Annotated in this window: 26 protein-coding genes; 7 read left to right on the plus strand and 19 right to left on the minus strand. The window is 73.2% G+C overall.

Features of this window, described 5'->3' with window-relative positions; genetic code table 11:
* The first annotated feature begins 27 nt into the window (after positions 1-27).
* Positions 28-2574, plus strand: a complete 2547-nt coding sequence (gene pepN / locus GA0070611_RS16340; RefSeq protein ID WP_091665086.1) for an aminopeptidase N — start codon at positions 28-30, stop codon at positions 2572-2574.
* 132 nt (positions 2575-2706) lie between these two features.
* Here the strand turns inward: pepN and GA0070611_RS16345 are convergent, their stop codons facing one another.
* The 14 genes from GA0070611_RS16345 to GA0070611_RS16410 all read right to left on the minus strand — a co-directional run bounded on the left by GA0070611_RS16345 (position 2707) and on the right by GA0070611_RS16410 (position 15724).
* Entirely contained in the window at positions 2707-3123 is a 417-nt protein-coding gene (locus GA0070611_RS16345) for a DUF5130 family protein (RefSeq protein WP_091665088.1), read from the minus strand.
* On the minus strand, positions 3110-3421 hold the full coding sequence (gene ctaJ, locus GA0070611_RS16350) for an aa3-type cytochrome oxidase subunit CtaJ (protein WP_456238050.1): 312 nt from the start codon (positions 3419-3421) through the stop codon (positions 3110-3112). Before ctaJ ends, GA0070611_RS16345 begins: the two co-directional genes overlap by 14 nt.
* A gap of 50 nt (positions 3422-3471) precedes the next feature.
* A complete protein-coding gene (locus GA0070611_RS16355; protein WP_091665091.1) occupies positions 3472-4935 on the minus strand; it encodes an amidase in 1464 nt (487 codons plus the stop codon).
* A 234-nt stretch (positions 4936-5169) separates the two neighbouring features.
* Positions 5170-6171 (minus strand): amidohydrolase family protein, encoded by a 1002-nt coding sequence (locus tag GA0070611_RS16360; RefSeq protein WP_091665093.1) that lies wholly within the window; start codon positions 6169-6171, stop codon positions 5170-5172.
* The gene (locus GA0070611_RS16365) at positions 6171-6695 is read right to left on the minus strand and encodes a 3-hydroxyanthranilate 3,4-dioxygenase (protein WP_091665096.1); all 525 of its coding nucleotides are present in this window, start codon (positions 6693-6695) and stop codon (positions 6171-6173) included. The genes GA0070611_RS16360 and GA0070611_RS16365 overlap by 1 nt, the downstream gene beginning before the upstream one ends.
* Positions 6688-7113 (minus strand): RidA family protein, encoded by a 426-nt coding sequence (locus GA0070611_RS16370; RefSeq protein ID WP_091665098.1) that lies wholly within the window; start codon positions 7111-7113, stop codon positions 6688-6690. The genes GA0070611_RS16365 and GA0070611_RS16370 overlap by 8 nt, the downstream gene beginning before the upstream one ends.
* Complete coding sequence (locus GA0070611_RS16375; RefSeq protein WP_091665101.1) at positions 7110-7883, minus strand: 2-keto-4-pentenoate hydratase; 774 nt, start codon at positions 7881-7883, stop codon at positions 7110-7112. Before GA0070611_RS16375 ends, GA0070611_RS16370 begins: the two co-directional genes overlap by 4 nt.
* Positions 7880-8941: a 4-hydroxy-2-oxovalerate aldolase gene (gene dmpG / locus GA0070611_RS16380; protein ID WP_091665103.1), complete on the minus strand. Its 1062-nt coding sequence runs from the start codon at positions 8939-8941 to the stop codon at positions 7880-7882. Before dmpG ends, GA0070611_RS16375 begins: the two co-directional genes overlap by 4 nt.
* Complete coding sequence (locus GA0070611_RS16385) at positions 8938-9870, minus strand: acetaldehyde dehydrogenase (acetylating) (protein ID WP_091665105.1); 933 nt, start codon at positions 9868-9870, stop codon at positions 8938-8940. The genes dmpG and GA0070611_RS16385 overlap by 4 nt, the downstream gene beginning before the upstream one ends.
* The gene (locus tag GA0070611_RS16390; protein ID WP_091665107.1) at positions 9867-10661 is read right to left on the minus strand and encodes a 2-keto-4-pentenoate hydratase; all 795 of its coding nucleotides are present in this window, start codon (positions 10659-10661) and stop codon (positions 9867-9869) included. The genes GA0070611_RS16385 and GA0070611_RS16390 overlap by 4 nt, the downstream gene beginning before the upstream one ends.
* A 56-nt stretch (positions 10662-10717) precedes the next feature.
* Entirely contained in the window at positions 10718-12199 is a 1482-nt protein-coding gene (locus GA0070611_RS16395; RefSeq protein WP_091665110.1) for a 2-hydroxymuconic semialdehyde dehydrogenase, read from the minus strand.
* Positions 12200-12219: 20 nt separating this feature from the next.
* A complete protein-coding gene (locus GA0070611_RS16400; RefSeq protein ID WP_091665113.1) occupies positions 12220-13551 on the minus strand; it encodes an FAD-dependent oxidoreductase in 1332 nt (443 codons plus the stop codon).
* Positions 13548-14825: a kynureninase gene (gene kynU / locus GA0070611_RS16405; RefSeq protein ID WP_091673013.1), complete on the minus strand. Its 1278-nt coding sequence runs from the start codon at positions 14823-14825 to the stop codon at positions 13548-13550. The genes GA0070611_RS16400 and kynU overlap by 4 nt, the downstream gene beginning before the upstream one ends.
* 14 nt (positions 14826-14839) lie before the next feature.
* Complete coding sequence (locus GA0070611_RS16410; protein ID WP_091665116.1) at positions 14840-15724, minus strand: tryptophan 2,3-dioxygenase; 885 nt, start codon at positions 15722-15724, stop codon at positions 14840-14842.
* A gap of 141 nt (positions 15725-15865) precedes the next feature.
* Here GA0070611_RS16410 and GA0070611_RS16415 point away from each other — a divergent pair, with 141 nt between their 5' ends.
* The 3 genes from GA0070611_RS16415 (at position 15866) to GA0070611_RS16425 (ending at position 17806) form a co-directional block, all read left to right on the plus strand.
* Entirely contained in the window at positions 15866-16336 is a 471-nt protein-coding gene (locus tag GA0070611_RS16415; protein ID WP_091665118.1) for an Lrp/AsnC family transcriptional regulator, read from the plus strand.
* Positions 16337-16423: 87 nt separating this feature from the next.
* Positions 16424-16936 carry a hypothetical protein gene (locus GA0070611_RS16420; protein WP_091665121.1) on the plus strand — a complete coding sequence of 171 codons (513 nt, stop codon included), beginning with the start codon at positions 16424-16426 and terminating at the stop codon, positions 16934-16936.
* A 12-nt stretch (positions 16937-16948) separates the two neighbouring features.
* Positions 16949-17806, plus strand: coding sequence for a class F sortase (locus GA0070611_RS16425; protein ID WP_091665124.1), 858 nt, complete (start codon positions 16949-16951; stop codon positions 17804-17806).
* A gap of 43 nt (positions 17807-17849) precedes the next feature.
* Here GA0070611_RS16425 and GA0070611_RS16430 read toward each other — a convergent pair whose 3' ends face one another.
* Positions 17850-18392, minus strand: coding sequence for an HNH endonuclease (locus GA0070611_RS16430; protein WP_091673017.1), 543 nt, complete (start codon positions 18390-18392; stop codon positions 17850-17852).
* A gap of 188 nt (positions 18393-18580) precedes the next feature.
* On the opposite strand from GA0070611_RS16430, the gene GA0070611_RS16435 reads away from it, so the two are divergent.
* The 3 genes from GA0070611_RS16435 to GA0070611_RS16445 all read left to right on the plus strand — a co-directional run bounded on the left by GA0070611_RS16435 (position 18581) and on the right by GA0070611_RS16445 (position 21826).
* Positions 18581-19726: a mechanosensitive ion channel family protein gene (locus tag GA0070611_RS16435; protein WP_231921144.1), complete on the plus strand. Its 1146-nt coding sequence runs from the start codon at positions 18581-18583 to the stop codon at positions 19724-19726.
* A 243-nt stretch (positions 19727-19969) separates the two neighbouring features.
* Positions 19970-21358, plus strand: a complete 1389-nt coding sequence (locus GA0070611_RS16440) for an MFS transporter (RefSeq protein WP_091665127.1) — start codon at positions 19970-19972, stop codon at positions 21356-21358.
* A 78-nt stretch (positions 21359-21436) separates the two neighbouring features.
* Positions 21437-21826, plus strand: coding sequence for a globin (locus GA0070611_RS16445; RefSeq protein ID WP_091665129.1), 390 nt, complete (start codon positions 21437-21439; stop codon positions 21824-21826).
* A gap of 45 nt (positions 21827-21871) precedes the next feature.
* On the opposite strand, the gene GA0070611_RS16450 is transcribed toward GA0070611_RS16445, so the two are convergent.
* The 4 genes from GA0070611_RS16450 to ettA form a co-directional block, all read right to left on the minus strand.
* Complete coding sequence (locus tag GA0070611_RS16450; protein ID WP_091665132.1) at positions 21872-22453, minus strand: type III secretion system chaperone family protein; 582 nt, start codon at positions 22451-22453, stop codon at positions 21872-21874.
* A gap of 131 nt (positions 22454-22584) precedes the next feature.
* Positions 22585-23241, minus strand: coding sequence for a hypothetical protein (locus tag GA0070611_RS16455; RefSeq protein ID WP_091665134.1), 657 nt, complete (start codon positions 23239-23241; stop codon positions 22585-22587).
* A complete protein-coding gene (locus GA0070611_RS16460) occupies positions 23238-23681 on the minus strand; it encodes an acyl-CoA thioesterase (RefSeq protein WP_091665136.1) in 444 nt (147 codons plus the stop codon). Before GA0070611_RS16460 ends, GA0070611_RS16455 begins: the two co-directional genes overlap by 4 nt.
* Complete coding sequence (gene ettA, locus GA0070611_RS16465) at positions 23674-25350, minus strand: energy-dependent translational throttle protein EttA (RefSeq protein WP_091665139.1); 1677 nt, start codon at positions 25348-25350, stop codon at positions 23674-23676. The genes GA0070611_RS16460 and ettA overlap by 8 nt, the downstream gene beginning before the upstream one ends.
* Position 25351 lies beyond the last annotated feature (1 nt).

Consider the following 25351-nt stretch of genomic DNA (forward strand, 5'->3'; position numbering starts at 1 on the left):
GTGGGATGGAGACGAACAGTGCCGGGAGTGCGCAACCTGACCCAGGTGGAGGCCACCGAGCGGGCCCGCCTGCTCGAGGTGACCGGGTACGACATCAACCTTGACCTGTCGACCGCGGTGCAGGCCGAGGGCCGTACGTTCCGCTCGGTGACCGAGGTCAGCTTCCGCTGCGCCGAGCCGGGGGCCACCACCTTCATCGAGACGGCCGCCGAGTCGGTGCGTTCCGCGACGCTCAACGGCGCCCCGGTCGACCTCGCCGACTGGTCCGCCGAGAAGGGCCTCACCCTCACCGGGCTGGCGGCCGAGAACGTCCTCGTGGTCGACGCCGACTTCGGGTACTCGAACAGCGGGCAGGGCCTGCACCGCACCGTCGACCCGGTGGACGGCGAGACCTACCTCTACAGCCAGTTCGAGACGGCCGACGCGCAGAAGGTCTTCGCCTGCTTCGACCAGCCCGACCTGAAGAGCGTCTACACCTGGCACGCCACCGTGCCCGCGCACTGGCGGGTCGTGTCCAACATGCCGGTCGAGCGCGAGGAGCCGGCCGGCGAGGGGCTGAAGACCGTCCACTTCGTCGAGTCGGCGCGGATGAGCACCTACATCACCGCGCTGTGCGCCGGCCCGTACCACGAGGTGCGGGACAGCCACGACGGCATCGACCTGGGCGCGTTCTGCCGGGCCTCGATGGCGCAGTACCTGGACTCCGACGACCTGTTCCTGATCACCAAGCAGGGCTTCGACTTCTTCCACGAGAAGTTCGGCGTGCGCTACCCGCTGCCCAAGTACGACCAGCTCTGGGTGCCCGACTTCAACGCGGGCGCGATGGAGAACTTCGGCTGCGTCACGCACGCCGAGTCGCACTACATCTTCCGCTCGCAGGTCACCGACTTCGAGTACGAGCAGCGCGCCAACACGATCCTGCACGAGCTGGCGCACATGTGGTTCGGTGACCTGGTCACCATGCGCTGGTGGAACGACCTGTGGCTGAACGAGTCGTTCGCCGAGTGGGCCAGCCACTGGTGCAACACCCACGCCACCCGGTTCACCGACGCCTGGACGACGTTCCTGTCCATCCGCAAGAACTGGGGCTACCGGCAGGACCAGCTCTCCTCCACCCACCCGGTCTACTGCGAGATGCCGGACCTGGAGGCCGTCGAGGTCAACTTCGACGGCATCACGTACGCCAAGGGCGCCAGCGTGCTCAAGCAGCTCGTCGCGTACGTGGGCGAGGAGCCGTTCCTGGCCGGCCTGCGGGCGTACTTCGGCAAGCACGCCTGGGGCAACGCCACCTTCGACGACCTGCTCTCCGAGCTGGAGACCGCCTCCGGCCGCGAGCTGCGCAAGTTCGCCGCGCAGTGGCTGGAGACCGCGCAGGTCAACACGCTGCGCCCCGAGGTCACCATCGGCGCCGACGGCACCTACGAGCGGGTGCTGGTCCGCCAGGAGGCGCCGGCCGGGCACCCGACGCTGCGCACCCACCGGATCGGGGTGGGCCTCTACGACCTGACCGACGGCCGGCTGGTCCGCCGGGAGACCGTCGAGGTCGACGTGACCGGCGAGCTGACCGAGCTGTCCGCGCTGCACGGCCGGCGGGCCGCCGACGTGCTGCTGCTCAACGACGAGGACCTGACGTACACGAAGCTGCGGCTGGACGAGCGGTCGATGGCCACCGTGGTGCAGCACATCGCGGGCTTCGACTCGTCGCTGGCCCGGGCGCTGTGCTGGACCGCCGCCTGGGACATGACCCGCGACGCCGAGCTGTCCGCCCGCGACTACGTCGCCCTGGTGCTCGCCGGTCTGCCGGCGGAGACCGACATCAACCTGATCACCGCCACCCTGCGGCAGGCGACCACCGCGCTCACCTTCTACGCCGACCCGGCGTGGGCGCCGACCGGCTGGGCCGAGCTGGCCCGGACCGCCCGGACCGCGCTGGCGGCGGCCGAGCCGGGCAGCGGGTTCCAGCTCGCCTGGGCCCGGGCGTACGCCTCGGCGGCCCGCTCCGCCGAGGACCTGGCGGTGCTGCGCGGCTGGCTCGACGGCGCCGAGGTGCCGGCGGGGCTGACCGTCGACACCGAGCTGCGCTGGGCGGTGCTCCAGTCGCTGGTGGCCAACGGCGCGGCCGGGGCTGCCGAGGTGGAGGCCGAGCTGGCGAACGACCGCACCGCCAGCGGCGAGCGGGAGGCCGCGTACACGCACGCGCTGGTGCCGACCGCGGAGAACAAGGCGGCGGTGTGGGCGCAGCTCACCGGCCCGGACGCGCTGCCGAACTGGCGCAACCGCGCGCTGCTCCAGGGCCTCACCCACCCGGCCCAGGTGGAACTCGTCGCGCCGTACCGGGAGCAGTACTTCGCGACCGCGGCCCAGGTGTGGGCGCAGCGGGACAGCGAGCCGGCGCAGGAGTTCGTGCAGCTCGCCTACCCGTCGTACCTGGTCGAGGAGGAGACGGTGGCGGCCACCGACGCCTGGCTGGCCGGCGAGGGTCACCCGGCGTCGCTGCGCCGGCTGGTGGCCGAGGGTCGTGACGGCGTGGTCCGCGCGCTGAAGGCCCGCGCGAAGGACGCGCAGAGCGCCTGAGCAGGAGTACGCGGCCCGGGGCCGGCGTGGGTGGGAGCCCGCGCCGGCCCCGGGCCGTTGTCACCCGCCCGGCACACGGAAGAGCCCGGCCCGCATGATCGCGGACCGGGCTTCGTCGTGACTGCGGGCTGCTCAGCCCTTGCCGGCGTGGCTGGCGAGCTGGTCGAGGCCCTGGATGACGCCGCCGGCCAGGTCGCCGCCGCCGAAGGACGCCACCATGGAGAGCGCGGCGAGCTTGGCGTACGTGTCCGGGATGCGCTTGCGGGCGTACCGGCCGGTGATGATCTCCAGCTGGCGCTGGTTGGGCGACACGGCGATCAGCACGGACCGGTCGGGCTCGGCGAGCTGCCGGTGCAACCGCTCGGCGTGCTCCCGGATCGGCTCGTCGAGACCACCCACGTAGACCGAGAAGACCAGGCCGGTGCCCTGGTCGGCGAGGCGGAGCGCCTCGTCGATGCGGAGCAGCTGACGGGTCGAGAAGGGCCCGTCGAGCACGTCCGGCGGGGTGTCGGTCGTCCCCGACGTGGCTCGGGCTTCACCAACGGTCACTTGCGCCTCCGGTTCCACCGGCCGGCGCCTCGCGGCCGGCCTGCTCCTGCTTGCGGCTGGTCAGCGCCGGCGCCTGCGCGCCCGCGGACAGCGCGGTGCCGGCCGAGTCGGCCAGCTGCTCCGGACGGCCCAGGAACCAGACCGGAGTGAAGTCGAAGGGCCGGCCCGGGCGGTAGCGCTTGGCGCCGCCACCGCCGCCACCACGGCTACCGGCGAAGGCCAGGCCGGCGATCACCAGCACCGCGACCGCCGGGATGCCGACGAAGACCAGCAGAGTGTCGGTAACAGACAATCCCAACGCCCCCAGGCGGAAAGAGAGACCAGGAATCTTCCGGGTCGGGTGGACGATCATGACGACGGGCGCCCGACTCCGCTTGTGCTGTTCACGTTAGCGGAGTCGACGGCCCGCCAGATTGCGGGGTGCTGATCCCATCCGCCACAGGCGTGCTCCAGTTGCGCGGCAGTGGCGATCAATGTCGAGTCGTCGCCGTACCGGCCGGTGAGCAGCACCCCGACCGGCAACCCGGCGTCGGTACGGCCCACCGGCAGGGAAACGGACGGGTCGCCGGTGACGTTGAAGATGGCGCAGTACGGCGAGAAGCGGCGCTGCCGGTCGAAATCCTCGGCCGGGTCGAGGGCGGCGAACGCGCCGACCGGCGCCTGCGGGGCGGCCAGCGTCGGGCAGAGCAGCAGGTCGCAGCCGGCGGTCCGGCGCACGCCCCGGCGTACCTGGGCCTGGAGTTCGCCGAGCGCGGCGAGCAGCGGTCCGGCGCCGATGGTGGCGCCCCGGGCGCGCAGGAACCGGGTCAACGGCAGCAGGTCGGGCTCCCGCTCGGGCGGCACCGGGGCGAGCGCCAGCACGTACCAGACGGTCTCGAAGAGCGGCCACGCCTCGGGGCCGAGCGGCGCGGGGACGTCGACCACCTCGTGGCCGGCGGCGGCGAGCAGCGCGGCGGCCCGGTCGACGGCGGCCACGCAGTCGGGGTGCACCGGCTCGTCGGCGAGCATCGGGGTGGTGAACCGGCCGATCCGCAGCCGGCCCGGGGATGCCGCCCGGGCCACCGCCAGGTGGCCGCCGTCGGGCGCGGCGGGTGGCAGGTAGGGCTCGCCGGGCACCGGCCGGGCCAGCACGTCGAGCAGCGCGGCCACGTCGGTCACCGTCCGCCCCAACGGGCCGCCGGTCGGCAGCCCGAACGCGCCGGAGCCGAGCGGGCCGCCGGAGACCACGCCCCGGCTGGGCTTGTATCCCACCAGTCCGCAGAGCGAGGCCGGGATCCGCAGCGAGCCACCGCCGTCGGAGCCCTGGGCCACCGGCACCAGCCCGGCCGCCACCGCGGCCGCCGCGCCACCGCTGGACCCACCCGCCGTGTACGCGAGGTCCCACGGGTTGCGGGCCGGCGGGGCGACCAGCCCTTCGGAGTAGAGCGAGCAGCCCAGCTCGGAGGTGGTGGTCTTGCCGAGGCTGACCAGCCCGGCCTCGGTCATGAACCGGACCACGTCGGCGTCCACGGGCGGCACGAAGTCGGCGAACGCCGCCGACCCGAAGGTGGTGCGCACCCCCGCGGTCAGCGTCAGGTCCTTGATCGCGGTCGGTACGCCGTGCAGCGGCCCCCGCTCGTCGGCCGGCACCGCGTCGGCGGCGCGGGCCGCCTCCACCGCCCGCTCGGCGGTGACGGTGACGAACGCGCCGACGGTGTCGCCGAGCGCCTCGACCCGGCGCAGGTGGTGCGTGACCAGCTCCACACTGGACAGCTCGCCCCGGCGGATCGCGGCGGCCTGCTCCAGCGCGGTCAGATCGTGCGGCTCGGCCATCCCCTCATCCTGCCGGTCCGCCGAGGCCCCCGCACTCCTCACGCGCCGGCACCACCAGCTCCGCTCGTCCGCGCGCCGGCACCCCGGAGGTGTCGGTCGACCGCCTTTGCTCTGCTTCAACCGGCGCGACATGAGAGCGCTACCAATGTTGCGTGCGTTGAAGCAGAGCAAAGGCGGTACAGGAGGGTGTTCCGGCGCGACACGACCCGGCGGGAGCGCCGGCCGGGGCCGGGGTCAGCCGTACAGGAAGCGCAGGGCGTTGCCGCCGAGCAGGGCGGCGCGCTGCGCGTCGGTGAGGAAGTCGGCGCGGTGCACCACCTGGCCGACCGGCCGCTCCCCCAGCGGGTACGGGTAGTCGCTGCCCAGCAGCACCCGGTCGGCCCCCATGGTGTCGACCAGCAGCCGCAGCGCGGCCGGCTCGAAGACCACCGAGTCGACGGCGAACCGGTCGACGTAGCTGCCGGGCGGGGCGGTGGAGGCGCCGCGGACCAGGTCGCCCCGGCGGTGCCAGGCGTTGTCGGCCCGGCCCAGCCAGAACGGGAAGCTGCCGCCGCCGTGCGCGAAGCAGATCCGCAGCGTCTCCGGCACCCGGTCGAAGACCCCGCCGAGGATCAGCGCCAGCACCGACAGGTGGGTCTCGGCGGGCATCCCGGTCAGCCAGCGGGCCATCCACCGGTCCAGCCGGGGGCCGCCGGGCATGTCCCAGGGGTGCACGAAGACCGGCGCGCCGACCGTGGCGCAGTGGGTCAGGAACTGCACGATGCCCGCGTCGTCGAGGTCCCGGTCGCCGACGTGGTTGCCGATCTCCACGCCGGCGTGGCCGGCGGCGAGGCAGCGGTCCAGCTCGGCGCAGGCCAGGTCGGCGTCCTGGAGCGGCACCTGGCAGAACGGCACCAGCCGGTCGCCGCCGGCGGCGGTGACCTCCAGGGTGAGGTCGTTGAAGATGCGGGCCACCTTGACCGCCTGGTCGGCCGGGCGGTCGTAGCCGAAGAAGACCGGGGTGGGTGAGACCACCTGCACGTCGACCCCGTCGGCGGTCATGTCGGCGAGCCGGGTGCCGGCGTCCCAGCACTGGGCACCGACCGGCCGGAACTCCGTCTCCCCGACCATGATCATGGCGGCGCGCTCGGAGTCCACCCGCAGCCAGGGCCAGCCGGACCCGCCGCAGGCCGCGGCGAGGTCCGGCCACCCCTTGGGTACGACGTGCGTGTGCACGTCCACGACCGGCCCCGGCATCAGCCCTTGCCCGGGTGCAGCGCGCCGCAGTTGCCGCAGGTGCGGGCCTTCTCGTCGGCGTAGAACGCCTGGAAGACCGGGGGCAGGTCGGCGGCGATGTCGCGCACCTGGAGCTCCACCTCGTGCACCTTGTTGCTGCACTGCGGGCAGTACCACTGGAACTTCTCCAGGGTGCCCTCCTCGCGGACCCGCTCGATCACCATGCCGATCGAGCCGGCCTCGGGACGCTGCGGCGAGTGCGGGGTGTTGCGCGGCAGCATCCACATCTGTCCCTCGCGCACGTGCACCGTACGCGGCCCCTCCGGGAGCATCAGGTTGATGTGCATGTTGCCTTTGACCTGGTAGAAGAACTCCTCGTACGGGTCGACGTGGAAGTCGGTCCGCTGGTTCGGGCCGCCCACCACCATGACGATGAAGTCGTCGCTGCCGGGCAGCATCTCCTTGTTGCCCACCGGCGGCTTCAGCAGGTGCTGGTTCTCCCCGATCCAGCCCGTGAAGCTGAACGGCTCGGCGATCTCACTCACGATGACCTCCCGACGGTAGTAGGGCGACGGCCTGCATCTCGATCAGCAGGTGCGGGTGCGGGAGCTGGTGCACGGCCACCGTGGTCCGGGTCGGCCCGGTGGCGTCGAAGAACTCCGCCCACACCTCGTTGTAGCCACCGAAGTCGTTCATGTTGACCAGGTAGCTGGTGACCTGCACCAGATCACTCAGGTCGGCGCCGACCGAGCGGAGCAGGTCGCGGATGTTCCCGACCACCGCCCGGGTCTGCGCCCGGATGTCGAGGTCGGTGGTGCCGAACTCGTCGACCGAGACACCGGCGAAGGTGTTGTCCGGCCGGCGCGACGACGTACCCGAGACGAAGACGAACCCGCCCGCGACCTTCACGTGCGGGAACGCCCCGCGCGGCACGGCCTTCCCGGCCACCACGCGGGCGGTCATGCCGCCGCCTTCAGCGATGCGGTGCCGAGCTTCTCCACCACGGCACGGACGTGCGCGCCGGGGCGCAGCGGCACCGCCGCGGTGGCCGCCCCGGCCAGGAAGACCCAACCCTTGCGCAGCCGGACGCCGTGCCGGCCGGCCAGTCGGATCCCCTCGTCGAGCGCACGCCGCGGGTCGCCGAGGATCGCCGCGGTCGAGCCGACCTGGGCCACCCGACCGTCGATCTCCAGCAGCACCCCGAGGTTGTCCAGCCCGTCCGGCACCGGCGACCAGGGGCCGACGACGAACGCGGCCGCCGAGGTGTTGTCGGCGACGACGTCCGGCAGGGAGAAGCTGAAGTTCGCGTACCGGGAGTCGATCAGCTCGATCGCCGGGGCGACCGCGCGGACCGCCCGGGTGAAGGAGCCGACCGGCTCGCCCGGGTCGGGGAGCCGGTCGAGCAGGAACGCCACCTCCGGCTCCACCCGGGGGTGGATGAAGTCGGCCACGTCGACGCCGCCGCCGTCGGGCACCCGCATCACGTCGGTGAGCCGACCCCAGATCACCTCGTCCACGCCGACCTGGGCCATCTTCGCCTTGCTGGTCAGCCCCATCTTCAGCCCGACCAGCCGCTCGCCCCGGTCCAGCCGGCGTTGCAGCAGCGCGGCCTGCACCGCGTACGCGGCGTCCACGTCGAGGCCGGTCTCGGCGGCGAGCTGCGGGATCGCGGTCGCCGTGTCGGCCGCCGCGCCCAGCTTCTCGGCGATCCCCGCGATGTCCGGCCCGATCATGAGTTCTCCTTACCGGCCAGGTCCAGTGCCACGTCCACGATCATGTCCTCCTGGCCGCCGACCATCCGCCGTCGGCCCAGCTCGACGAGGATCGAGCGGACGTCCACGCCGTACTTCGCCGACGCCCGTTCGGCGTGCCGCAGGAAGCTGGAGTAGACGCCCGCGTACCCGAGGGAGAGCGTCTCCCGGTCGACCTGGACCGGCCGGTCCTGGAGCGGGCGGACCACGTCGTCGGCCGCGTCCATCAGCGCGAACACGTCGCAGCCGTGCTTCCAGCCGTGCAGCTCGGCGACCGCCACGAAGACCTCCAGCGGGGCGTTGCCGGCGCCCGCGCCCATCCCGGCCAGCGAGGCGTCCACCCGGACGGTCCGGCCGTGCGGCGCGTCCGCGCCGGCCGGCCCGGCCCCGCGGACCCGGCCGTGCTCGACCGCGACCACGCTGTTGGCCACCCCCAGCGACAGGTTGTGGTGGGCGTGGATGCCGATCTGCGTCTCCGGCTCCAGCACCTGCCGGTACGCGTCGACCCGCGCCGCCACGTCCGACATCAGCAGCCGGCCGCCGGAGTCGGTGACGTAGACACAGTGCGCCCCGTACGACTCCATCAGCTTGGCCTGGGCGGCCAGCCCCGCCGGGTCGGACATGTGCGACATCATCAGAAACCCGGAGACGTCCATGCCGTTCTCCCGGGCCCAGGAGATGTGCTGGGCGGAGATGTCCGCCTCGGTGCAGTGGGTGGCGATCCGGACGCTGGTCACCCCGAGCGCCCTGGCCGCCCTCAGGTCGGCGATGGTGCCGATGCCGGGCAGCAGCAGGGTGGTCAGCCGGGCGTTCGTCAGCACCTCGGCGGCGGCGGCGATCCAGTCGGCGTCGCCGGCCGCGCCGTGTCCGTAGTTGACGCTGGAGCCGGCGAGGCCGTCGCCGTGCGCCACCTCGATGGCGGCCACTCCGGCCGCGTCCAGCGCGGCGGCGATGGTCCGCACCTGGTCCACCGTGTACCGGTGGGCGATGGCGTGCATGCCGTCGCGCAGCGTCACGTCCTGGATGTACAGGTCGGTCATGCCGGCACCCCCTTCACGCGCAGCGCGACCAGTCGCTCCGCGGTGCGCAGCGCGGCCGAGGTCATGATGTCCAGGTTGCCGGCGTACGCGGGCAGGTAGTGCCCGGCCCCGGAGACCTCCAGGAAGACCGAGACCTGCAGGCCGGTGAAGTGCCGGCCCAGCACCGGCGCGTACGTGTCGACCCGGTCGAACTGCACGTCCTGCTTGAGCCGGTAGCCCGGCACGTACTCCTGCACGGTCGCCACCATGTCGGCCACCGATCCGGCGATCGCCGCGCGGTCCGCGTCGGCGTCCGGGCAGAGGCAGTAGACGGTGTCGCGCATCAGCAGCGGCGGGTCGGCCGGGTTCAGCACGATGATCGCCTTGCCGCGCTCCGCGCCGCCGACCACCTCGATCGCCCGGGCCGTGGTCTCGGTGAACTCGTCGATGTTGGCCCGGGTGCCCGGACCGGCCGACCTCGACGCGATCGAGGCGACGATCTCCCCGTATGCGACCGGGGTGACCCGCCCGACCGCGTGCACGATCGGCACGGTGGCCTGCCCGCCGCAGGTGACCATGTTGACGTTGCGTTCCCGCAGGTGCTCGTCGAGGTTGACCGGCGGCACCACGTACGGGCCGAGCGCGGCCGGGGTCAGGTCGACCACGGTCCGCCCGTGCGCCCGCAGCACCTCGTCGTGCCGGCGGTGCGCGCCGGCCGAGGTGGCGTCGAAGACCAGCTCGACGTCGGCGAACTCGGGCATCGCGACCAGCCCGTCGACGCCCTCCGCGGTGGTGGCCACGCCGAGCCGGCGAGCCCGGGCCAGCCCGTCCGAGGCCGGGTCGATGCCGGCCATCGCCACCATGCGCAGCGTCTCACTGAGCCGCAGCACCTTGATCATCAGGTCGGTGCCGATGTTGCCCGACCCGAGCACCGCCACGCCGACACTCATGAGACCTCCCGGGAGAAACAGGTACGCACCGAGCCGAGGCCGGAGATCCGGGCCTCGTACGCGGCACCGGGGGTGACCGGCACCATCGGGCCGAGGGCCCCGGAGAGCACCACGTCGCCGGCCTTCAACGGGTCACCGGCGCGGGCCATCGTGCCGGCCAGCCACTGCAGGGCGTGCAGCGGATTGCCGAGGCAGGCCGCCCCGGCCCCGACCGAGACCGGCTCGCCGGCGTGCTCCAGCACCATCCCGCAGAGCCGCAGGTCCACGTCGGCCAGCCGGCGGGGCGTGGTGCCGAGCACGAAGAGACCACTGGAGGCGTTGTCGGCAATGGTGTCCACGATGGAGATGTCCCAGCCGGCGATCCGCGAGTCGACGATCTCGATGGCCGGCAGCACGTGGTCCACCGCCCGGATCAGGTCCACGCCGATGACCCGCTCGTCGGGCAGGTCCGCGCCGAGCACGAAGGCGATCTCCGCCTCCACCCGGGGCTGGAGCAGCCGGCCGATCGGCACCTCGACGCCGTCGCCGACCGCCATGTCGTCGAAGAGCACCCCGAAGTCGGGCTGGAAGACGCCGAAGTTCTCCTGCACGGCCCGCGAGGTGAGGCCGATCTTCGCGCCCACCCGGCGATGGCCCTTGCCGAGCCGCTGCCGGGTGTAGACCTGCTGCACCTGGTACGCGGCCTCGACGTCGCCCTCCGGCAGCAGCCGGCCGCGCAGCGGCGGGCAGGGCTTCTCGTCCTGCCGGGCCACGGCCAGTTCCCGGTTGGCGGCTTCGATGTCGACGGTCATCCCCGCTCCTCGCTGCGTACGCTTGAGACGCCGGCCATTCTGCCCGTTCCGCGCACTCATGAGAGGTCCACACAGACGTTGGTGAGTTCCGAGTAGAAGTCGAGCGAGTGCACACCACCCTCCCGGCCGATGCCGGAGGCCTTCACCCCGCCGAACGGGGTGCGCAGGTCACGCAGGAACCAGGTGTTCACCCAGACGATGCCGGCGTCCAGCCGGGACCCGGCCCGGTGCGCCCGGCCCACATCCCGGGTCCAGACGGTCGCCGCCAGGCCGTACTCGGTGCCGTTGGCCAGCGCGTACGCCTCGTCCTCGGTGTCGAACGGGGCGACGTGCACCAGCGGGCCGAAGATCTCCTCGCGGTTGGTGCGGGCGTCCGGCCCGAGTCCGGTGAGCACGGTCGGCTGCACGTACGCGCCGCCGTCGCGGGCGTCGCCGAAGCGCGGCACTCCGCCCCCGGCGCGCACCTCGGCGCCCTCGGTGCGGGCCAGCGCGTAGTGGCCGAGCACCTTCTCCCGGTGGCCGTGCGAGATCAGCGGCATGTTCGCCGTCGCCTCGTCGGCCGGCCAGCCGTACGCCAACTCGTCGGCGCGCTCGGCCAGCCGCGCGGTGAACTCCTCGAAGACCGGCCGCTGCACGTAGATCCGTTCCGTGCAGAGACAGACCTGGCCGCCGTTGGTGAAGCTGGACCGGACCGAGCCGGCGACCGCGGCGTCCAGGTCGGCGTCGGCGAAGACCAGGCCGGCGTTCTTGCCGCCCAGCTCGAAGGAGACCGCCTTCACCCCGTCGGCGGCGGCCCGCATGATGGCGCTGCCGGTCGCCGACTCACCGGTGAAGGTGACCGCGTCGACGCCGGGGTGCCGGGTCAGGTGCTCGCCGGCCGAGCCGGGGCCGAAGCCGTGCACCAGGTTGAACACCCCCTCCGGTACGCCGGCCGCCGCCATCACCTCGGCGAGCAGGGTGGCCGAGGCCGGGGTCTCCTCGCTGGGCTTGACGATCACCGCGTTGCCGCAGGCCAGCGCGGGCGCGACCTTCCAGGTGAGCAGCAGCAGCGGCAGGTTCCACGGCACGATGACCGCGACCACGCCGACCGGCTTGCGGACCGCGTAGTTCAGTGCCCGGCCGCCGGTCGGGGTGACCGTGGTGAACGACTCGGTCGGCGCGGTCGCCACGATCTCGGCGAACGCCCGGAAGTTGGCCGCGCCGCGCGGGATGTCCAGCGTCCGGGCCTGCGAGATCGACTTGCCGGTGTCCGCGACCTCGGCGGCGACCAGGTCGTCGAAGCGACGTTCCAGCTCGTCGGCGACCCGGCGCAGCACCTCGGCGCGCTCCCGCTCGCCCAGCCGGCCCCACGGGCCGCGCAACGCCGCCCGGGCGGCGGTCACCGCGTCGTCCACCGTGGACGCCGACGCCTCGACCACCTCGAAGACCGGTTCACCGGTGACCGGGCTGCGCTTGGTGAACCGGGTGCCGGTGGCCACGAACTCGCCGCCGACGAAGTTGCGCAGCAGGCCGGGGCCGTCCGGCGCGTGCCCGGCCATCAGCCGGGGGTCCCAGAGACTCATCGCCGCCGCCCCAGCGCCGCGCCGACCCCGCCGGCCAACAGGGCCAGCGCCCCCGCCGCGACCGCGCCGACGGCCGCGTACTGCCGGCGGACCCGGCGGCGCACCTGGGCGTACGGGGTGGTGGAGAAGGAGACCAACTCGTACTGGGAGACGTACCGGCCGGGCAGGGCCCGTTCCAGGGCGTGCTCGATCTTCTTGCGGGTCCGGTAGACCGGGGAGGCGACCTTGTCCCGCATCTCCACGAAGTTGGTCAGCGCCATCCGGGCGATCGCCTCCGCGTTCGCCTGCCGCCGGTGCTGGTACAGCGGCAGCGCGGACGCCCAGTGGTCGGCGCACTCGTCGAGGCAGCGGTCCAGCTCCACCACGTCCTCGAACGCGCAGTTCGCGCCCTGGCCGTAGAACGGCACGATGGCGTGCGCCGCGTCGCCGACCAGCCCGACCTTGCCGGCCACCTGCCACGGGGTGCAGCGGACCGTGCCGAGCACCCCGACCGGGTTGTGCTGGTAGTCGTCGACCAGGTTCGGGGCGAGCGGCACCAGGTCCGGGTAGTGGGTGGTGAAGTGCCGTTCGATCGCCGCCGGGCTGCCCAGCGAGGCGAAGCTCTGCGTGCCGTGGGTGGGCCAGAACAGCGTGCAGGTGAAGGAGCGGTCCGGGTTGGGCAGCGCGATCATCATCGAGGTGCCGCGCGGCCAGATGTGCAGCGCGCCCGGGTCGAGCGCGAACTCCCCGCCGATCGGCGGGACGGTGAGTTCCTTGTAGCCGTAGTCGAGGAAGTCGAGGCTCTCGGTCAGCACCCCGTACGCCAGCAGCTGCCCGCGCACGGCGGAGCCCGCCCCGTCCGCGCCCAGGACCACCGACGCGGTCCCGGTGACCTTGCCCTGCGGGGTCTCGAAGGTCAGCTCGCCGCTGGTCGGGTCGAGCCCGACCAGCCGGTGGTCGAAGGCGATCCGCACCCCCGGCAGCGCGGCGGCGGCGGTCAGCAGGGCGTTGTTCAGCGCGCCCCGGCTGATCGAGTTGATCGCCCGGTCCCCGTCGACGCTGTACGACTGGAACTGCGGCTCGCCCGCCACCGGGTGGATCATCCGGCCGCGCATCGGCAGCGCGTCGGCCATCACCTGCTCGGCCAGCCCGATCCGGCGCAGCGCGTCGAGGCCGCGCTCGGAGAGCGCCAGGTTGATCGAGCGGCCCCGCTCGACCCGGCCGGTACGCGGGTCGGGTCGCCGCTCGTAGAGCGCCACCGGGTAGCCGCGCCGGGCCAGGAAGCAGGCCAGCAGGCAGCCGGCCAGCCCGGCCCCGACGACCGCGATCTCGTCCCGTTCCGTACTCATGAGGTGGTCTCCACAGTCGCGGCCAGCGCGTCGGCGACCCGCCAGCAGTCGTGGTACGTCGAGTAGAGCGGCACCGGGGCGAACCGCACGATGTCCGGCTCGCGGGCGTCGGCGATCACCCCGTGCTCGTGCCGCAGCCGCTTGCTCAGCTCGCCCGCGCTGCCCGCGCCGACCCGGACCGAGAGCTGGCAACCCCGCCGGGCCGGGTCGCGCGGGGTGACCACGGTCAACGGCCGGTCGGCGGTCACCTCGTCGAGCAGCCGCTCCAGCCACCCGGTGAGGCGCACGCTGCGCTCCCGCAGCGCCGGCATGCCGACGGCGTCGAACAGCTCCAGCGAGGTGCGCACCGGACCCATCGCGAAGATCGGCGGGTTGGAGACCTGCCACGCCTCGACGGTGGCCGGCGGCCGGGCCACCGGGGTCATCTCGAACCGGGTCGCCGCCTCGGTGCTCCACCAGCCCTCGAAGCGGGGCAGCGCCGGGTCGCCGAGGTGCCGCTCGTGCACGAAGACGCCGGCCAACGCGCCGGGCCCCGAGTTCAGGTACTTGTACGAGCACCAGGCGGCGAAGTCGACGTCCCAGTCGTGCAGGGCGAGCGGGACGTTGCCGGCGGCGTGCGCCAGGTCCCAGCCGACCACCGCCCCGGCGGCCCGGCCGGCGGCGGTGATCGCCGGGATGTCCATCAGCTCGCCGGTGAGGTAGTTGACCCCGCCGAGCAGCACCAGCGCGACGGTGTCCCCCTCGGCGGCGAGGAGGTCCAGCACGTCGGACGTGCGCAGGGTGTCCTCGCCGGGGCGCGGCGTCAGCCGGACCACTGTGGCGTCCGGGTCCAGACCGTGGAAACGGGCCTGGCTGCGCACCGCGTAGCTGTCCGAGGGGAAGGCGCTGTCCTCGATGACGATCCGGGTCCGCCGCCCCGCCGGCCGGTAGAAGCTCACCATCAGCAGGTGCAGGTTGACGGTGAGGGAGTTCATCACCACGGTCTCCGCGGGGCGCGCGCCGACCAGTCGCGCGGCCGGCCCGGTGAGCAGCTCGTGGTACGGCAGCCAGGGGCGCCCCGCCTCCAGGTGCCCCTCCACCCCCAGCCGGCGCCAGTCGTCCAGGTCGGCGAGGAGTTCGTCGCGGGTGGCCCGGGGTTGCAGGCCCAGCGAGTTGCCGGCCAGGTAGGCCGCCTCGGGATAGCGGCCGCCGTCGGCGGGCGGCACGTGGAACAGGTGCCGGTGCCCCGGGTCGGCGGCGTCGCGCCGGTGGGCCTCGTTCTCGGTGTACGGCATCGTTCGCCCCTCGGTCACATCGCGGTCCGGGCCGACCACAGCTCCGGGAAGACCACCCGGGCCATGCTGCGCTGCAACCAGGCCAGGCCGGCCGAGCCGCCGCTGCCGACCTTGGCGCCCATGCTGCGCTGCACCGCCTTGATGTGGTGCCAGCGCCAGTCGCCGAACCGCTCGGCCACCTCGGTCAGTGCCTCGCCCAGCAGCCGCAGGTGGTTGTCCGGGCCGCCGTCGCCGTAGACGCGCACCCAGGCGGCCTCCACGACGGGGTGCGCCTCGTGCTCGGTCGACACGTCCCGGTCCAGCAGCTCGGCCGGGATCTCGAAGCCGCGCCGGGCGAGCAGGGCGACCACGTCGTCCCAGAGGCTCGGCACGGCCAGTGCCTCGCTCAGCTCGGCGTACACCTCGGTCTGCCGGCGGAACGGGCGGATCAGCGCCGGGTCCCGCAGGCCGAGCAGGAACTCCAGCTGGCGGTACATCGCGGACTGGAAGCCGGAGCCCTCGCCGAGCTGGTTACGGAACCGGTTGAAGTCGGCCGGGGTCATCCAGCGCAGCCCCTGCCAGGCGGCGTTGAGGCCCTCCAGGTGCAGGGCGGCCCGGCGCAGCGGGGGCAGCGCGTCCCAGATCCGGTTGGCCCGCAGCTCCCGCTGGGCGTGCCGCAGCTCGTGGCAGGTGAGCCCGAAGTAGAGCTCCATGATCTGGCTGACCATCAGGAACGACATCTCGCCGGGGTCGTCGGTGAGCGGTTCCTGGAGCCGGTGCAGCGTGCTGGCCCGCACGTAGGCGTCGTAGGGCACCCGCTCGGCGAACTCGAGCGTCGGTTCGCCACCGTTGCGTGCCGCCCGGGCCGCCCGCTGCTGCGGGGTGGCCGGCCGGACCGCCGTCCTCTGTTCCACCGTCATCTCCCTCCGTACGCCGGGGTAGACGACATGATCCCGCTGCGCGACGGCCGGATGGAATGCCGGTTCAACGGCGCTACGCTGGGCCGACCTGCCACGCGGAAGGCGTCTGGCGCATTCCGCTTCACGAAGGAAAGGTCACGCGTGGACGACATGGACTGGGCGCTGCTGCGCGAGCTGCAGGCCGACGCCCGGCTCTCGTACAGCGAGCTGTCCCGCCGGGTGCACCTGTCCCCACCGGCGGTGGCCGAGCGGGTCCGCCGGCTGGAGGAGTCCGGGGTGATCACCGGCTACCACGCGCACGTCGACCTGACCCGGGCCGGGCGCAGCGTGCTCGCGCTGATCCGGATGTCCTGCTACGGGTCGCGCTGCATCCTCAACGACCCCGAGGTGGCGGGCTGGCCGGAGATCATGGAGATCCACCGGATCACCGGGGACGCGTGCAGCATGCTCAAGGTCGCGGCCGGCTCGATGGGCGACTTCGAGCAGGTCATCGACCGGCTCGCCCCGTACGGCCAGCCGTCCAGCACGATGGTCCTCTCCACCCCGCTGGAATGGCACCCGGTCACCCCGCTGCCGCCGGCCGCCCCCGCGCCGGCCGCCCGCCGGCGCTGACCCGGGGTTTGCCCCGGGGTCAGCGGGAAAGCAGGCCCCGCTGCCCGTCAGCAGGATTCCGGTGCGCCGCACCGGGAGGGGGGAATCATGCGTGGGCTCGTGGCACAACGCGCCGTCTCGGCGGTCCTGAGCGTGCTCGGACTGGTCGCGGCGTTCGTCCTGACGACCGTCACCCCGGCCCGCGCCGGGGAGAACGTCTTCGTCGAGGTCACCCCGAACAGCGCGCAGGCCGGCACCCGGGTGAGCATCCGGGCCGGCTGCGACAACAACAACGACCGGCAGGCCCAGGTCACCTCGGACGCCTTCGGCCGGGTGATGCTCCGGCCGGACAACGGCTTCCTCACCGGGGCCGTCACCGTCCCGGGCAACAAGGCGCCCGGCGACTACCCGGTGAACCTCGACTGCGCCAACGGCAACACCGCTTCCACCATGCTCACCGTGCTGAACATGGCCCAGCCCAGCAAGGGCCCGGCCACCGGTGGCGGGGGCACCGCCGACGACGGCCGGGGCAGCGGGTCGCTGCTGCTCGTCGGTGGTCTCGTCGCGGTGGCGGTGGTCGCCGGGGTGACCGCCCGCCGCAGGACCGGTAGCCGCGTCTGACGAGGTGCGGCCATGGCCCGCGCACGAGGCAGACAGGAACGCGCCGGCCCCGGCCCGGGCGACCGGGCCGGCCGGCAGCGGCGTCGGGCGGCGTGCCGGCTCCGGGCCGGGCTGCGGGTGGCGTCCCGGGCGTCGCGCCGGTTCGCCCGGGCCGCCGGGCACGCCTTCTCGGCCAGCGTCACCACCGCCGACCCGCAGGCCGCCCCGGTTCCGGCCCGCACCCGCCCGGCAGCACCCCGGGGGTACGCGGCGCGGCGCGGACCCGGCACCCCGGTGCTGGTGGTCGCCGGGCTGATGGCGCTCATCGTGGCCCTGCTCGGGCTGGACCGGGTGGCCGGCGTGCACCTGCTGCCCGACCAACTCACCGCCGGGCTGCGCCCGCCGCCGAAGAAGTTCCCGGTGCTGCCGGCCAGCCCGCCGACCGACCTCGCGATCGACAAGATCCGACTGCACGCGCCGGTGCACCGGGTGGGGCTCGCCGCGGACGGCAGCATCGCCGTGCCGGACGTCGGGAAGTCCGGTGAGGCCGGCTGGTACGAGCAGGGGCCCACCCCCGGCCAGTACGGCCCGGCGGTGATCGTCGGGCACGTCGACACCACCACCGGACCGGCGGTCTTCCACGACCTGCGCGACCTCGGCGACGGCGACCGGATCGAGGTGACCCGCGCCGACCGGTCGGTGGCCGTCTTCGAGGTCACCCGCACCGAGCGGTACGGCAAGGAACGGCTGCCGGTGCAGCAGGTGTACGGCGACTTCAGCCGGCCGAGCCTGCGGCTGATCACCTGCGGCGGCCGCTGGGTGGGCGGCGAGACCGGGTACGCCGACAACCTGGTCGTCTACGCGTCACTGGTCAAGGCACGTGACCGCTGACCGCCGGCCCGGTGTCGGTCCGGCCGACGGCCGACGGCCGGGATCAGGCCGCCGCCTCGGTCTCCGGCTCCCGCAGGTCGAGCCAGTCCGCCCAGCGCGGGTCCGGCGCCCGGTGCCCGAGCACCCGCCAGGCCGTCCCCTTCGGGGGCGCCGGCAGGATGTTCAGCCGCCAGCCCAGCTCGGCCGGGGTCTTGTCGCCCTTGGTGTGGTTGCAGCGGGCGCAGGCGGCGACGACGTTCTCCCAGGCGTGCCGGCCGCCCCGACTGCGGGGGAAGACGTGGTCGATGGTCTCCGCCGGCCCCCGGCAGTAGGCGCAGCGCCAGCCGTCGCGGGCGAAGATGGCCCGCCGGGAGAGCCCGACGTGGGTCCGGTACGGCACCCGGACGAAGCGGGTCAGCCGGACCACCGAGGGGACCGGGAGCGCGTTGCGCGCGCTGTGCAGGATGCCCTCGCCGTCGGCCACGCAGACGGCCTTGGCGGAGAGCACGAGGATCGCGGCACGACGCACGGACACGACACACAGCGGCTCGTAGGTGGCGTTGAGCACCAAGGCCCCGGAGCCCGCCGTGGGTCGTATGTCAGGCATCGTGCTCACCCTCCCGGTCCAGCCGCTCCCGCCGCTGTCGCACCGGCGCCCGCCCCGCGGGCAGCGGGGATCGACACCGGAGCCGGTCGGGACCACCGACGTCCGTTGCGCCAATAGTCCCTGATCGCGCCCCGGATTGCACGCACTAATCCCGGGTACCTCGTGAAGCTTTTTCGACGCGTGGCACGATGACCGGTTCCGTCCCGGTGGACCACCGGCCGGCCGACGGGTGGGTCACCGCTCGGCGGACGACCGCCGTGCGGTACGAAAGCAGGGTGAGTTCCGCCGACCTGACGCTCCTCGCCCTGCGCGCCGCCGCCGACCCCAGCCCCAGCCCGTCCGTCGACTGCCGCACCGACCCGTGGTGCAAGAACGTCTACGAGATCACCGGCTCGGCCTGGTTCGCCGAGGGCAGCTACTGGATCGTCCTCAAGCCACTGCGGATCATCCTGATCCTGCTGCTCGCCGTCGCCGCCCGGTGGGCGCTGCACCGGACGATCAACCGGCTGGTCCGGACCACGCACGAGGGCGCGGTGCCGACCATGCTCCGGCCGCTGCGGGAACGGATCCCGAGCGCCTCGCTCGACCCGGAGCAGTTCGTGCCGGAACGGCGGCGGCAACGGGCCGAGGCGATCGGCTCGGTGCTGCGCAGCATGGTCACCGCGTTCATCTTCGGCATCGCCCTGCTGATGGTGCTGAAGGAGTTCAGCTTCGACCTGGCCCCGCTCCTGGCCAGCGCCGGGATCGCCGGCGTGGCCCTCGGCTTCGGCGCGCAGAGCCTGGTCAAGGACCTGATCGCCGGCCTCTTCATGCTGATCGAGGACCAGTACGGCGTCGGCGACACCGTCGACCTGGGTGAGGCGACCGGGGTGGTCGAGTCGGTGGGCCTGCGGGTCACCACGGTCCGCGACGGCCGGGGCGTGCTCTGGTACATCCGCAACGGCGAGATCGTCCGGGTCGGCAACAAGAGCCAGGGCTGGGCGCTGGTCGTGGTCGACCTGCCGATCGGCTTCGCCGGCACCGAGGAGGCCAACGCGGTGCTGCGTACGGCGGCGGCGTCGGTGGCGCTGGACCCGGAGCTGGCCCCGCAGATCGTGGAGGAACCGGAGGTGCTCGGCGTCGAGCAGATCACGGTCGACGGCGCGGTCATCCGGACGGTGGTGAAGACGACCGCCGACGGGCAGTTCGCGGTGGGGCGCGAGCTGCGCCGCCGGCTGGCCGAGGCGTTGGAGAACTCCGGCATCACCGCCCGGATCGCGGCGGCCCGGCTCTATCCGGGGGTGCCGCTGCCCGTTTCCACCCCCGGCGAGACGGGCACCGGCGGCGCCACCTGAGCCGCCGACCAGGGCAATCGACGCGGACGATTTCGGGGCTTCCGCGCCGCGCGGCCCCTCGGGTATCGTCCGTTCGTTCAGTCGGAGATGCGACGATCAATCCGTTCACCCTAGCCAGTTGTCCAGACCATCGGGCAGAATCCGGTGCACACGCTCCAATCGGAGCGTGTTCGTGTCCTCGCTGATCCGTAGATCTGACGACTGTCCGGGGTCCGGCCATCACGAGTGGTCGCACCACGGACGATGGAGGCGACGGTGTCCGACGAGCGACCTGCCCCGGAGGGCCCGGCCACTTTTCGCGACGTGTTCGGGCAGGCCGAGTTCCGCGCGCTCTTCACCGCCACCGCCCTGTCCTGGATCGGCGACTACGTCGCCAAGGCCGCCGTCGCCGTGCTGGTCTACCGGGAGACCGAGTCGGTGGCGCTCTCCGCCGCGGCGTTCGCGGCCAGCTACCTGCCCTGGCTGATCGGCGGTCCCCTGCTCGCCACGATCGCCGAGCGGCACCGCTACCGGGAGGTCATGGCGGTCTGCGACCTGATCCGGATGGCGCTGATGGTGCTGGTCGCGCTCCCCTGGATGCCGACCTGGGCGATCTTCGTCCTGATCTTCGCCGCCACCCTGGCCAACCCGCCGAGTCAGGCCGCCCGGTCCGCGGTCCTGCCGCAGATCCTGCACGGCGACCGGCTGGTGGTGGGGCTCTCCCTCCAGGCCACCGCCGGCCAGGCGGCGCAGGTCCTCGGCTATCTGCTGGGCGGGGTGACGGCGGCGTTCAGCCCGGCCGCCGCCCTGCTGCTGAACGCCGCCACCTTCGCGGTGTCCGCGCTGCTGGTCCGGTTCGGCCTGCGCGACCGGCCCCCGGCGATGCGCGCCGCGCACCGCAGCCACCTGCTGCGGGAGACCGGGCAGGGATTCCAGATCGTCTTCGGCCAGCCGGTGCTGCGGGCCATCGCCGTGCTGGTCTTCAGTTCGGCGCTCTTCTCCATCGTGCCGGAGGGCCTCGCCGCGGCATGGGCCGCCGAGCGCCGGGGCGACCTCGCCGGCGGCACCGCCCAGGCGATCATCATGGCCGCCAACCCGGTCGGCTACGTGGTCGGCGGGCTGGTGGTCGCCCGGCTCTTCAGCCCGGCCCGTCGGCTGGCCCTGATGCGCCCGCTCGCGGTGCTCGCCCCGGCGATGCTCGTGCCCGCGCTGTTGGATCCGTCCCCCCTGGTGGTGGCGCTGCTCGCGGCGGCGTGCGGGTTCGCCGTCGCCGGCCTGGTGCCGGCGGCCAACGGCCTCTTCGTCCAGGCCCTGCCGGACAGCTACCGGGCCCGGGCGTTCGGGGTGATGGCCACCGGGATGCAGCTCATCCAGGGCTTCGCGGTGCTGGTCACCGGCGCGCTCGGCGAGCGCTTCAGCATCCCCCTGGTGGTCGGGCTGTGGAGCGCGGCCGGGGTGGTGCTGATGCTGGTGGCGGCGCTGAGCTGGCCGGACGGGCGGCAGGTCGACGCCGCGGTCGAGGCGGCCCAGCGGGCCAACGACCCGGCGACGCCGGACGAGCCGCCCCGGCGCTTCGCGGGCCGGGCCGGCGCGCCGGTGGCGGGCGGGGAGCAGTCCACCGAGCACGGGCGGCACCGGCACGCGGTGACCTGAGCCGCCCCGGCCGACGGGCGGCGGTCGTCGGCCGTCCGTACCTGGCAGGATGGAGCGGTGACTTCCCCAGGCGAGTCGATGACCCTGTTCGAGGCGGTCGGCGGCGAACCCACCTTCCGCAAGCTGGTGGACGAGTTCTACGCCGGCGTCGCCACCGACCCGCTGCTGCGGCCGATGTACCCGGAGGAGGACCTGGCCCCGGCGGCCGACCGGCTGACCCTCTTCCTCATGCAGTACTGGGGCGGCCCGCACACCTACTCGGAGCAGCGCGGGCACCCGCGGCTGCGGATGCGGCACGCCACCTTCCGGATCGGGGCCGCCGAGCGGGACGCCTGGCTCTACCACATGCGACGGGCGGTGGACCGGCTGGACCTGCCGCCGGAGATCGCCGCCGCGCTCTGGGACTACCTGGAGCGGGCCGCGTACTTCCTGGTCAACGTGGCGGAGGACCCGGGCGCGGGAGCCTGACGAGCACGGCGGTACGGCCGGGGCCGGGCCCCGGCCGGCCTCCGGTCAGAGCAGGGCACCCTCGTCGTGCAGCCAGTCCACGAAGGTGGTGGCCACCGCGGCGCCGCAGTCGAGCATCTCGACCAGCAGCGCGTCGTGGGCACCCGCCCCCAGCGGGACCTGGAGCTCGGCGTAGATCGGCAGCTGACCGCGCTCGGTCGGGTCACCGATGTACGCCTTGCAGAACCGTCGGGTGTGGTTCCACTCGTTGACCACCCGGTAGGCCCGGTCGGCCCAGTCCGGCGGCACCGTCGCGTGTGGACGGGCCCGCATCACCAGGATCTCGTCGTCCGGCCCTTCGAGCGTGACCAGCACGGCGTGCCGCTCCCACATGGCCAGCAGGTTGCCGTCCCCGTCGGCCAGGTATCGCACGTCCAGCAGGTCGAGCGCGTCACAGACGCGCCGCAGGGTGACCGGGCCGACGGTGGCCGGCATGTCGGCCGTCACCGGCCGCTCGACGGCCGCGTCGTCCCCCGGCTGGCGGGGGGTCGGCGGCCCGCACCGGACGCCGTCATCCACCGTGATCCCGCTTCGAGTTTCCGGATCGCCGCCGATGGCGGGACCGGGGCGCCATGACCACCACGGCATCGCTCGCGCACCTCACTCCCCAGCGGATCCAGCCGCCTACGGTGCGTTGGATCCGAGGATGGACGGTACCCGGACAGCCGGGATGAGGCATCCCCCCAACGGACGCCCCAAACCGGAAGAACGAACGGGGGTCATCCGTTCGGACGACCGATTGCGGGCGTAAGACTGAGTTCGGCAACCTTCCGCGACCAGGCTGCTCCGTACGGTCCGACCAGGCCGACCCAACGGCCGGCCACCCGCACCTGCACCTCACCGCCGCCGAGGAAGCCCATCCGGACCAGGCCCTGCACCAACCGCTGCGGCACCTCGACCGGCTCGTCCGGCGCGTCGTCCGGGGTGACCACCACGGCCACGTGGTCCAGCAGCGCGTCCCGCAGCGCCCGCTGCCCCACCGCGCGGCCCGCGACGCCGTGCGTGGCCGCCTCGCGCAGCGTGCCGGCGGCGGCGTCGGCGATCCGGCGCACGTCCTCGGCCGGCAGCGCCTCCACCGCCCGGCTCGCGACCGGCGGCAACGGCCAGCGCCACCCGTCGTCCCGCCGCCGGGGCAACGCGTCCCCGCCGGCCGTCAACTCGGCGAGCAGCTCCGCGGCGGCGACCGTCACGTCCCCGGGGGCGACCCCGGGCACCGTCCGGACGGCCAGCACCCCCCACGGCAGGCGGGCCCAGAGGGCGGTACGTCCCGCGCCCGGCACCGGCCGGAGCCGGACCAGGGTGGCCGGGTCCAGCCGGACCACCCGGGCCAGGAAGGCGCCGGCGTCCGCGACCCCGGTCAGCCCGTGCCCGCTCATGTGTCGAGCCCCGGGGCGTAGCGGAGCAGGAAGGCCCGCTCCTCGGCGGAGATCCGCCGGGGCCGCTGTGCGGCCAGGTCGAACGGCACCAGCACCGACCGGGCGGTGCTGGCCAGCACGTCCCCGTCGTACAGCTCGTAGGCGACGGTGAAGGAGGCGGCCCGCAGCTGCTCCACCCACAGCTCGATGCGTACCGTGGGGGCCGCCTGCGCGCTGGCCCGGCCCAGGGCGTAGTCGACCGGGCGCAGGTAGTCGACCTCGTGCCGGCGGATGACCACCCCGTCGGCGAACGAGCCCACTCCCCACGCCCGGCCGCCGGCGAACATCAACGCCACCCGGGCCTCCTCGTAGAGCGTGAGGAAGCGCGAGTTGTTGACGTGGCCGTACGCGTCCAGGTCGGACCAGCGCAGCGTGCAGTGGTAGACGAACTTGTCAGTCACGGGTGAGCTTGCGGTAGGTCACCCGGTGCGGACGGGCCGCCTCGGCGCCCAGCCGGTCGATCTTGTTCTTCTCGTACGCCTCGAAGTTGCCCTCGAACCAGAACCACTTCGACGGGTTCTGGTCGTCGCCCTCCCAGGCCAGGATGTGCGTGGCGACCCGGTCCAGGAACATCCGGTCGTGGGAGATGACCACGGCGCAGCCCGGGAACTCCAGCAGCGCGTTCTCCAGGCTGGAGAGGGTCTCCACGTCCAGGTCGTTGGTCGGCTCGTCGAGCAGGATGACGTTGCCGCCGATCTTCAGGGTCAGCGCCAGGTTGAGCCGGTTCCGCTCGCCACCGGAGAGGACCTTGGTCGGCTTCTGCTGGTCCGGCCCCTTGAAGCCGAACGCGGCGATGTACGCCCGCGACGGCATCTCGACCTTGCCCACCATCAGGTGGTCGAGACCGTCGGAGACGACCTCCCAGACCGTCTTGTCGCCGTCCAGGCCCTGCCGGTTCTGGTCGACGTACGACAGGGAGACGGTCGGGCCGACCTTGACGTCGCCGCCGGTCGGCTGCTCCAGCCCGACGATGGTCTTGAACAGGGTGGTCTTGCCGACGCCGTTCGGGCCGATGATGCCGACGATGCCGTTGCGCGGCAGCGAGAAGGACAGGTCGTCGATCAGCAGCCGGTCACCGAAGCCCTTGCTCAGCTGGTGCGCCTCGATGACGGTGCTGCCCAGGCGCGGGCCCGGCGGGATCTGGATCTCCTCGAAGTCCAGCTTCCGGGTCTTCTCCGCCTCGGCGGCCATCTCGTCGTAGCGGTCCAGCCGGGCCTTCGACTTGGTCTGCCGCGCCTTGGCGTTGGAGCGCACCCACTCCAGCTCCTCGGAGAGGCGCTTCTTCATCTTGGCGTCGCGGCGGCCCTCGACGGCCAGCCGGGCGGCCTTCTTCTCCAGGTAGGTGGAGTAGTTGCCCTCGTACGGGTAGGCCCGGCCGCGGTCCAGCTCCAGGATCCAGTTCGCCACGTTGTCCAGGAAGTACCGGTCGTGGGTGATGGCGATGACGGTGCCGGCGTACTTGGCCAGGTGCTGCTCCAGCCACTGCACGCTCTCCGCGTCCAGGTGGTTGGTGGGCTCGTCGAGCAGCAGCAGGTCGGGCGCCTCCAGCAGCAGCTTGCAGAGCGCCACCCGGCGGCGCTCACCACCGGAGAGCTTGGTGACGTCGGCGTCCGGCGGCGGGCAGCGCAGCGCGTCCATGGCCAGCTCGAGCTTGGAGTCGATGTCCCAGGCGTCGGCGTTGTCCAACTCCTCCTGGAGCCGACCCATCTCCTCCATCAGCTCGTCGGAGTAGTCGGTGGCCATCTGCTCGGCGATGGCGTTGAAGCGGTCCAGCTTCGTCTTGATCTCGGCGACCGCCTCCTCGACGTTGCCGAGGACCGTCTTGCTGTCGTTGAGCGGGGGCTCCTGGGCGAGCATGCCGACGGTGAAGCCGGGCATCAGCCGGGCCTCACCGTTGCTCGGCTGGTCCCAGCCTGCCATGATCTTGAGGAGGCTGGACTTACCGGCGCCGTTCGGACCGACCACACCGATCTTGGCCCCCGGCAGGAAGTTCAGCGTCACGTTGTCGAGCACGACCTTGTCGCCGTGCGCCTTGCGCGCCTTTTCCAGGACGTAGATGAACTGGGCCACG

The organism is Micromonospora auratinigra (genome assembly GCF_900089595.1).
Lineage (GTDB): Bacteria > Actinomycetota > Actinomycetes > Mycobacteriales > Micromonosporaceae > Micromonospora > Micromonospora auratinigra.

Bases quoted from the DNA above. Each gene is read 5' to 3' on its own strand.
- GA0070611_RS16395 (WP_091665110.1), bottom strand. From the start codon at position 12,199: ATGGCCGGGCACGCGCCGGACGGCCCCGGCCTGCTGCGCAACTTCGTC.
- GA0070611_RS16420 (WP_091665121.1), top strand. From the start codon at position 16,424: ATGCGTGGGCTCGTGGCACAACGCGCCGTCTCGGCGGTCCTGAGCGTG.
- GA0070611_RS16440 (WP_091665127.1), top strand. From the start codon at position 19,970: ATGGAGGCGACGGTGTCCGACGAGCGACCTGCCCCGGAGGGCCCGGCC.
- GA0070611_RS16455 (WP_091665134.1), bottom strand. From the start codon at position 23,241: ATGAGCGGGCACGGGCTGACCGGGGTCGCGGACGCCGGCGCCTTCCTG.
- GA0070611_RS16410 (WP_091665116.1), bottom strand. From the start codon at position 15,724: ATGACGGTGGAACAGAGGACGGCGGTCCGGCCGGCCACCCCGCAGCAG.
- GA0070611_RS16390 (WP_091665107.1), bottom strand. From the start codon at position 10,661: ATGACCGTCGACATCGAAGCCGCCAACCGGGAACTGGCCGTGGCCCGG.
- GA0070611_RS16360 (WP_091665093.1), bottom strand. From the start codon at position 6,171: ATGCCGGGGCCGGTCGTGGACGTGCACACGCACGTCGTACCCAAGGGG.
- dmpG (WP_091665103.1), bottom strand. From the start codon at position 8,941: ATGACCGACCTGTACATCCAGGACGTGACGCTGCGCGACGGCATGCAC.
- kynU (WP_091673013.1), bottom strand. From the start codon at position 14,825: ATGCCGTACACCGAGAACGAGGCCCACCGGCGCGACGCCGCCGACCCG.
- GA0070611_RS16370 (WP_091665098.1), bottom strand. From the start codon at position 7,113: ATGACCGCCCGCGTGGTGGCCGGGAAGGCCGTGCCGCGCGGGGCGTTC.
- GA0070611_RS16435 (WP_231921144.1), top strand. From the start codon at position 18,581: ATGACCGGTTCCGTCCCGGTGGACCACCGGCCGGCCGACGGGTGGGTC.
- GA0070611_RS16400 (WP_091665113.1), bottom strand. From the start codon at position 13,551: ATGAGTACGGAACGGGACGAGATCGCGGTCGTCGGGGCCGGGCTGGCC.
- GA0070611_RS16450 (WP_091665132.1), bottom strand. From the start codon at position 22,453: ATGCCGTGGTGGTCATGGCGCCCCGGTCCCGCCATCGGCGGCGATCCG.
- GA0070611_RS16445 (WP_091665129.1), top strand. From the start codon at position 21,437: ATGACCCTGTTCGAGGCGGTCGGCGGCGAACCCACCTTCCGCAAGCTG.
- GA0070611_RS16385 (WP_091665105.1), bottom strand. From the start codon at position 9,870: ATGAGTGTCGGCGTGGCGGTGCTCGGGTCGGGCAACATCGGCACCGAC.
- GA0070611_RS16430 (WP_091673017.1), bottom strand. From the start codon at position 18,392: ATGCCTGACATACGACCCACGGCGGGCTCCGGGGCCTTGGTGCTCAAC.
- GA0070611_RS16355 (WP_091665091.1), bottom strand. From the start codon at position 4,935: ATGGCCGAGCCGCACGATCTGACCGCGCTGGAGCAGGCCGCCGCGATC.
- GA0070611_RS16425 (WP_091665124.1), top strand. From the start codon at position 16,949: ATGGCCCGCGCACGAGGCAGACAGGAACGCGCCGGCCCCGGCCCGGGC.
- GA0070611_RS16375 (WP_091665101.1), bottom strand. From the start codon at position 7,883: ATGATCGGGCCGGACATCGCGGGGATCGCCGAGAAGCTGGGCGCGGCG.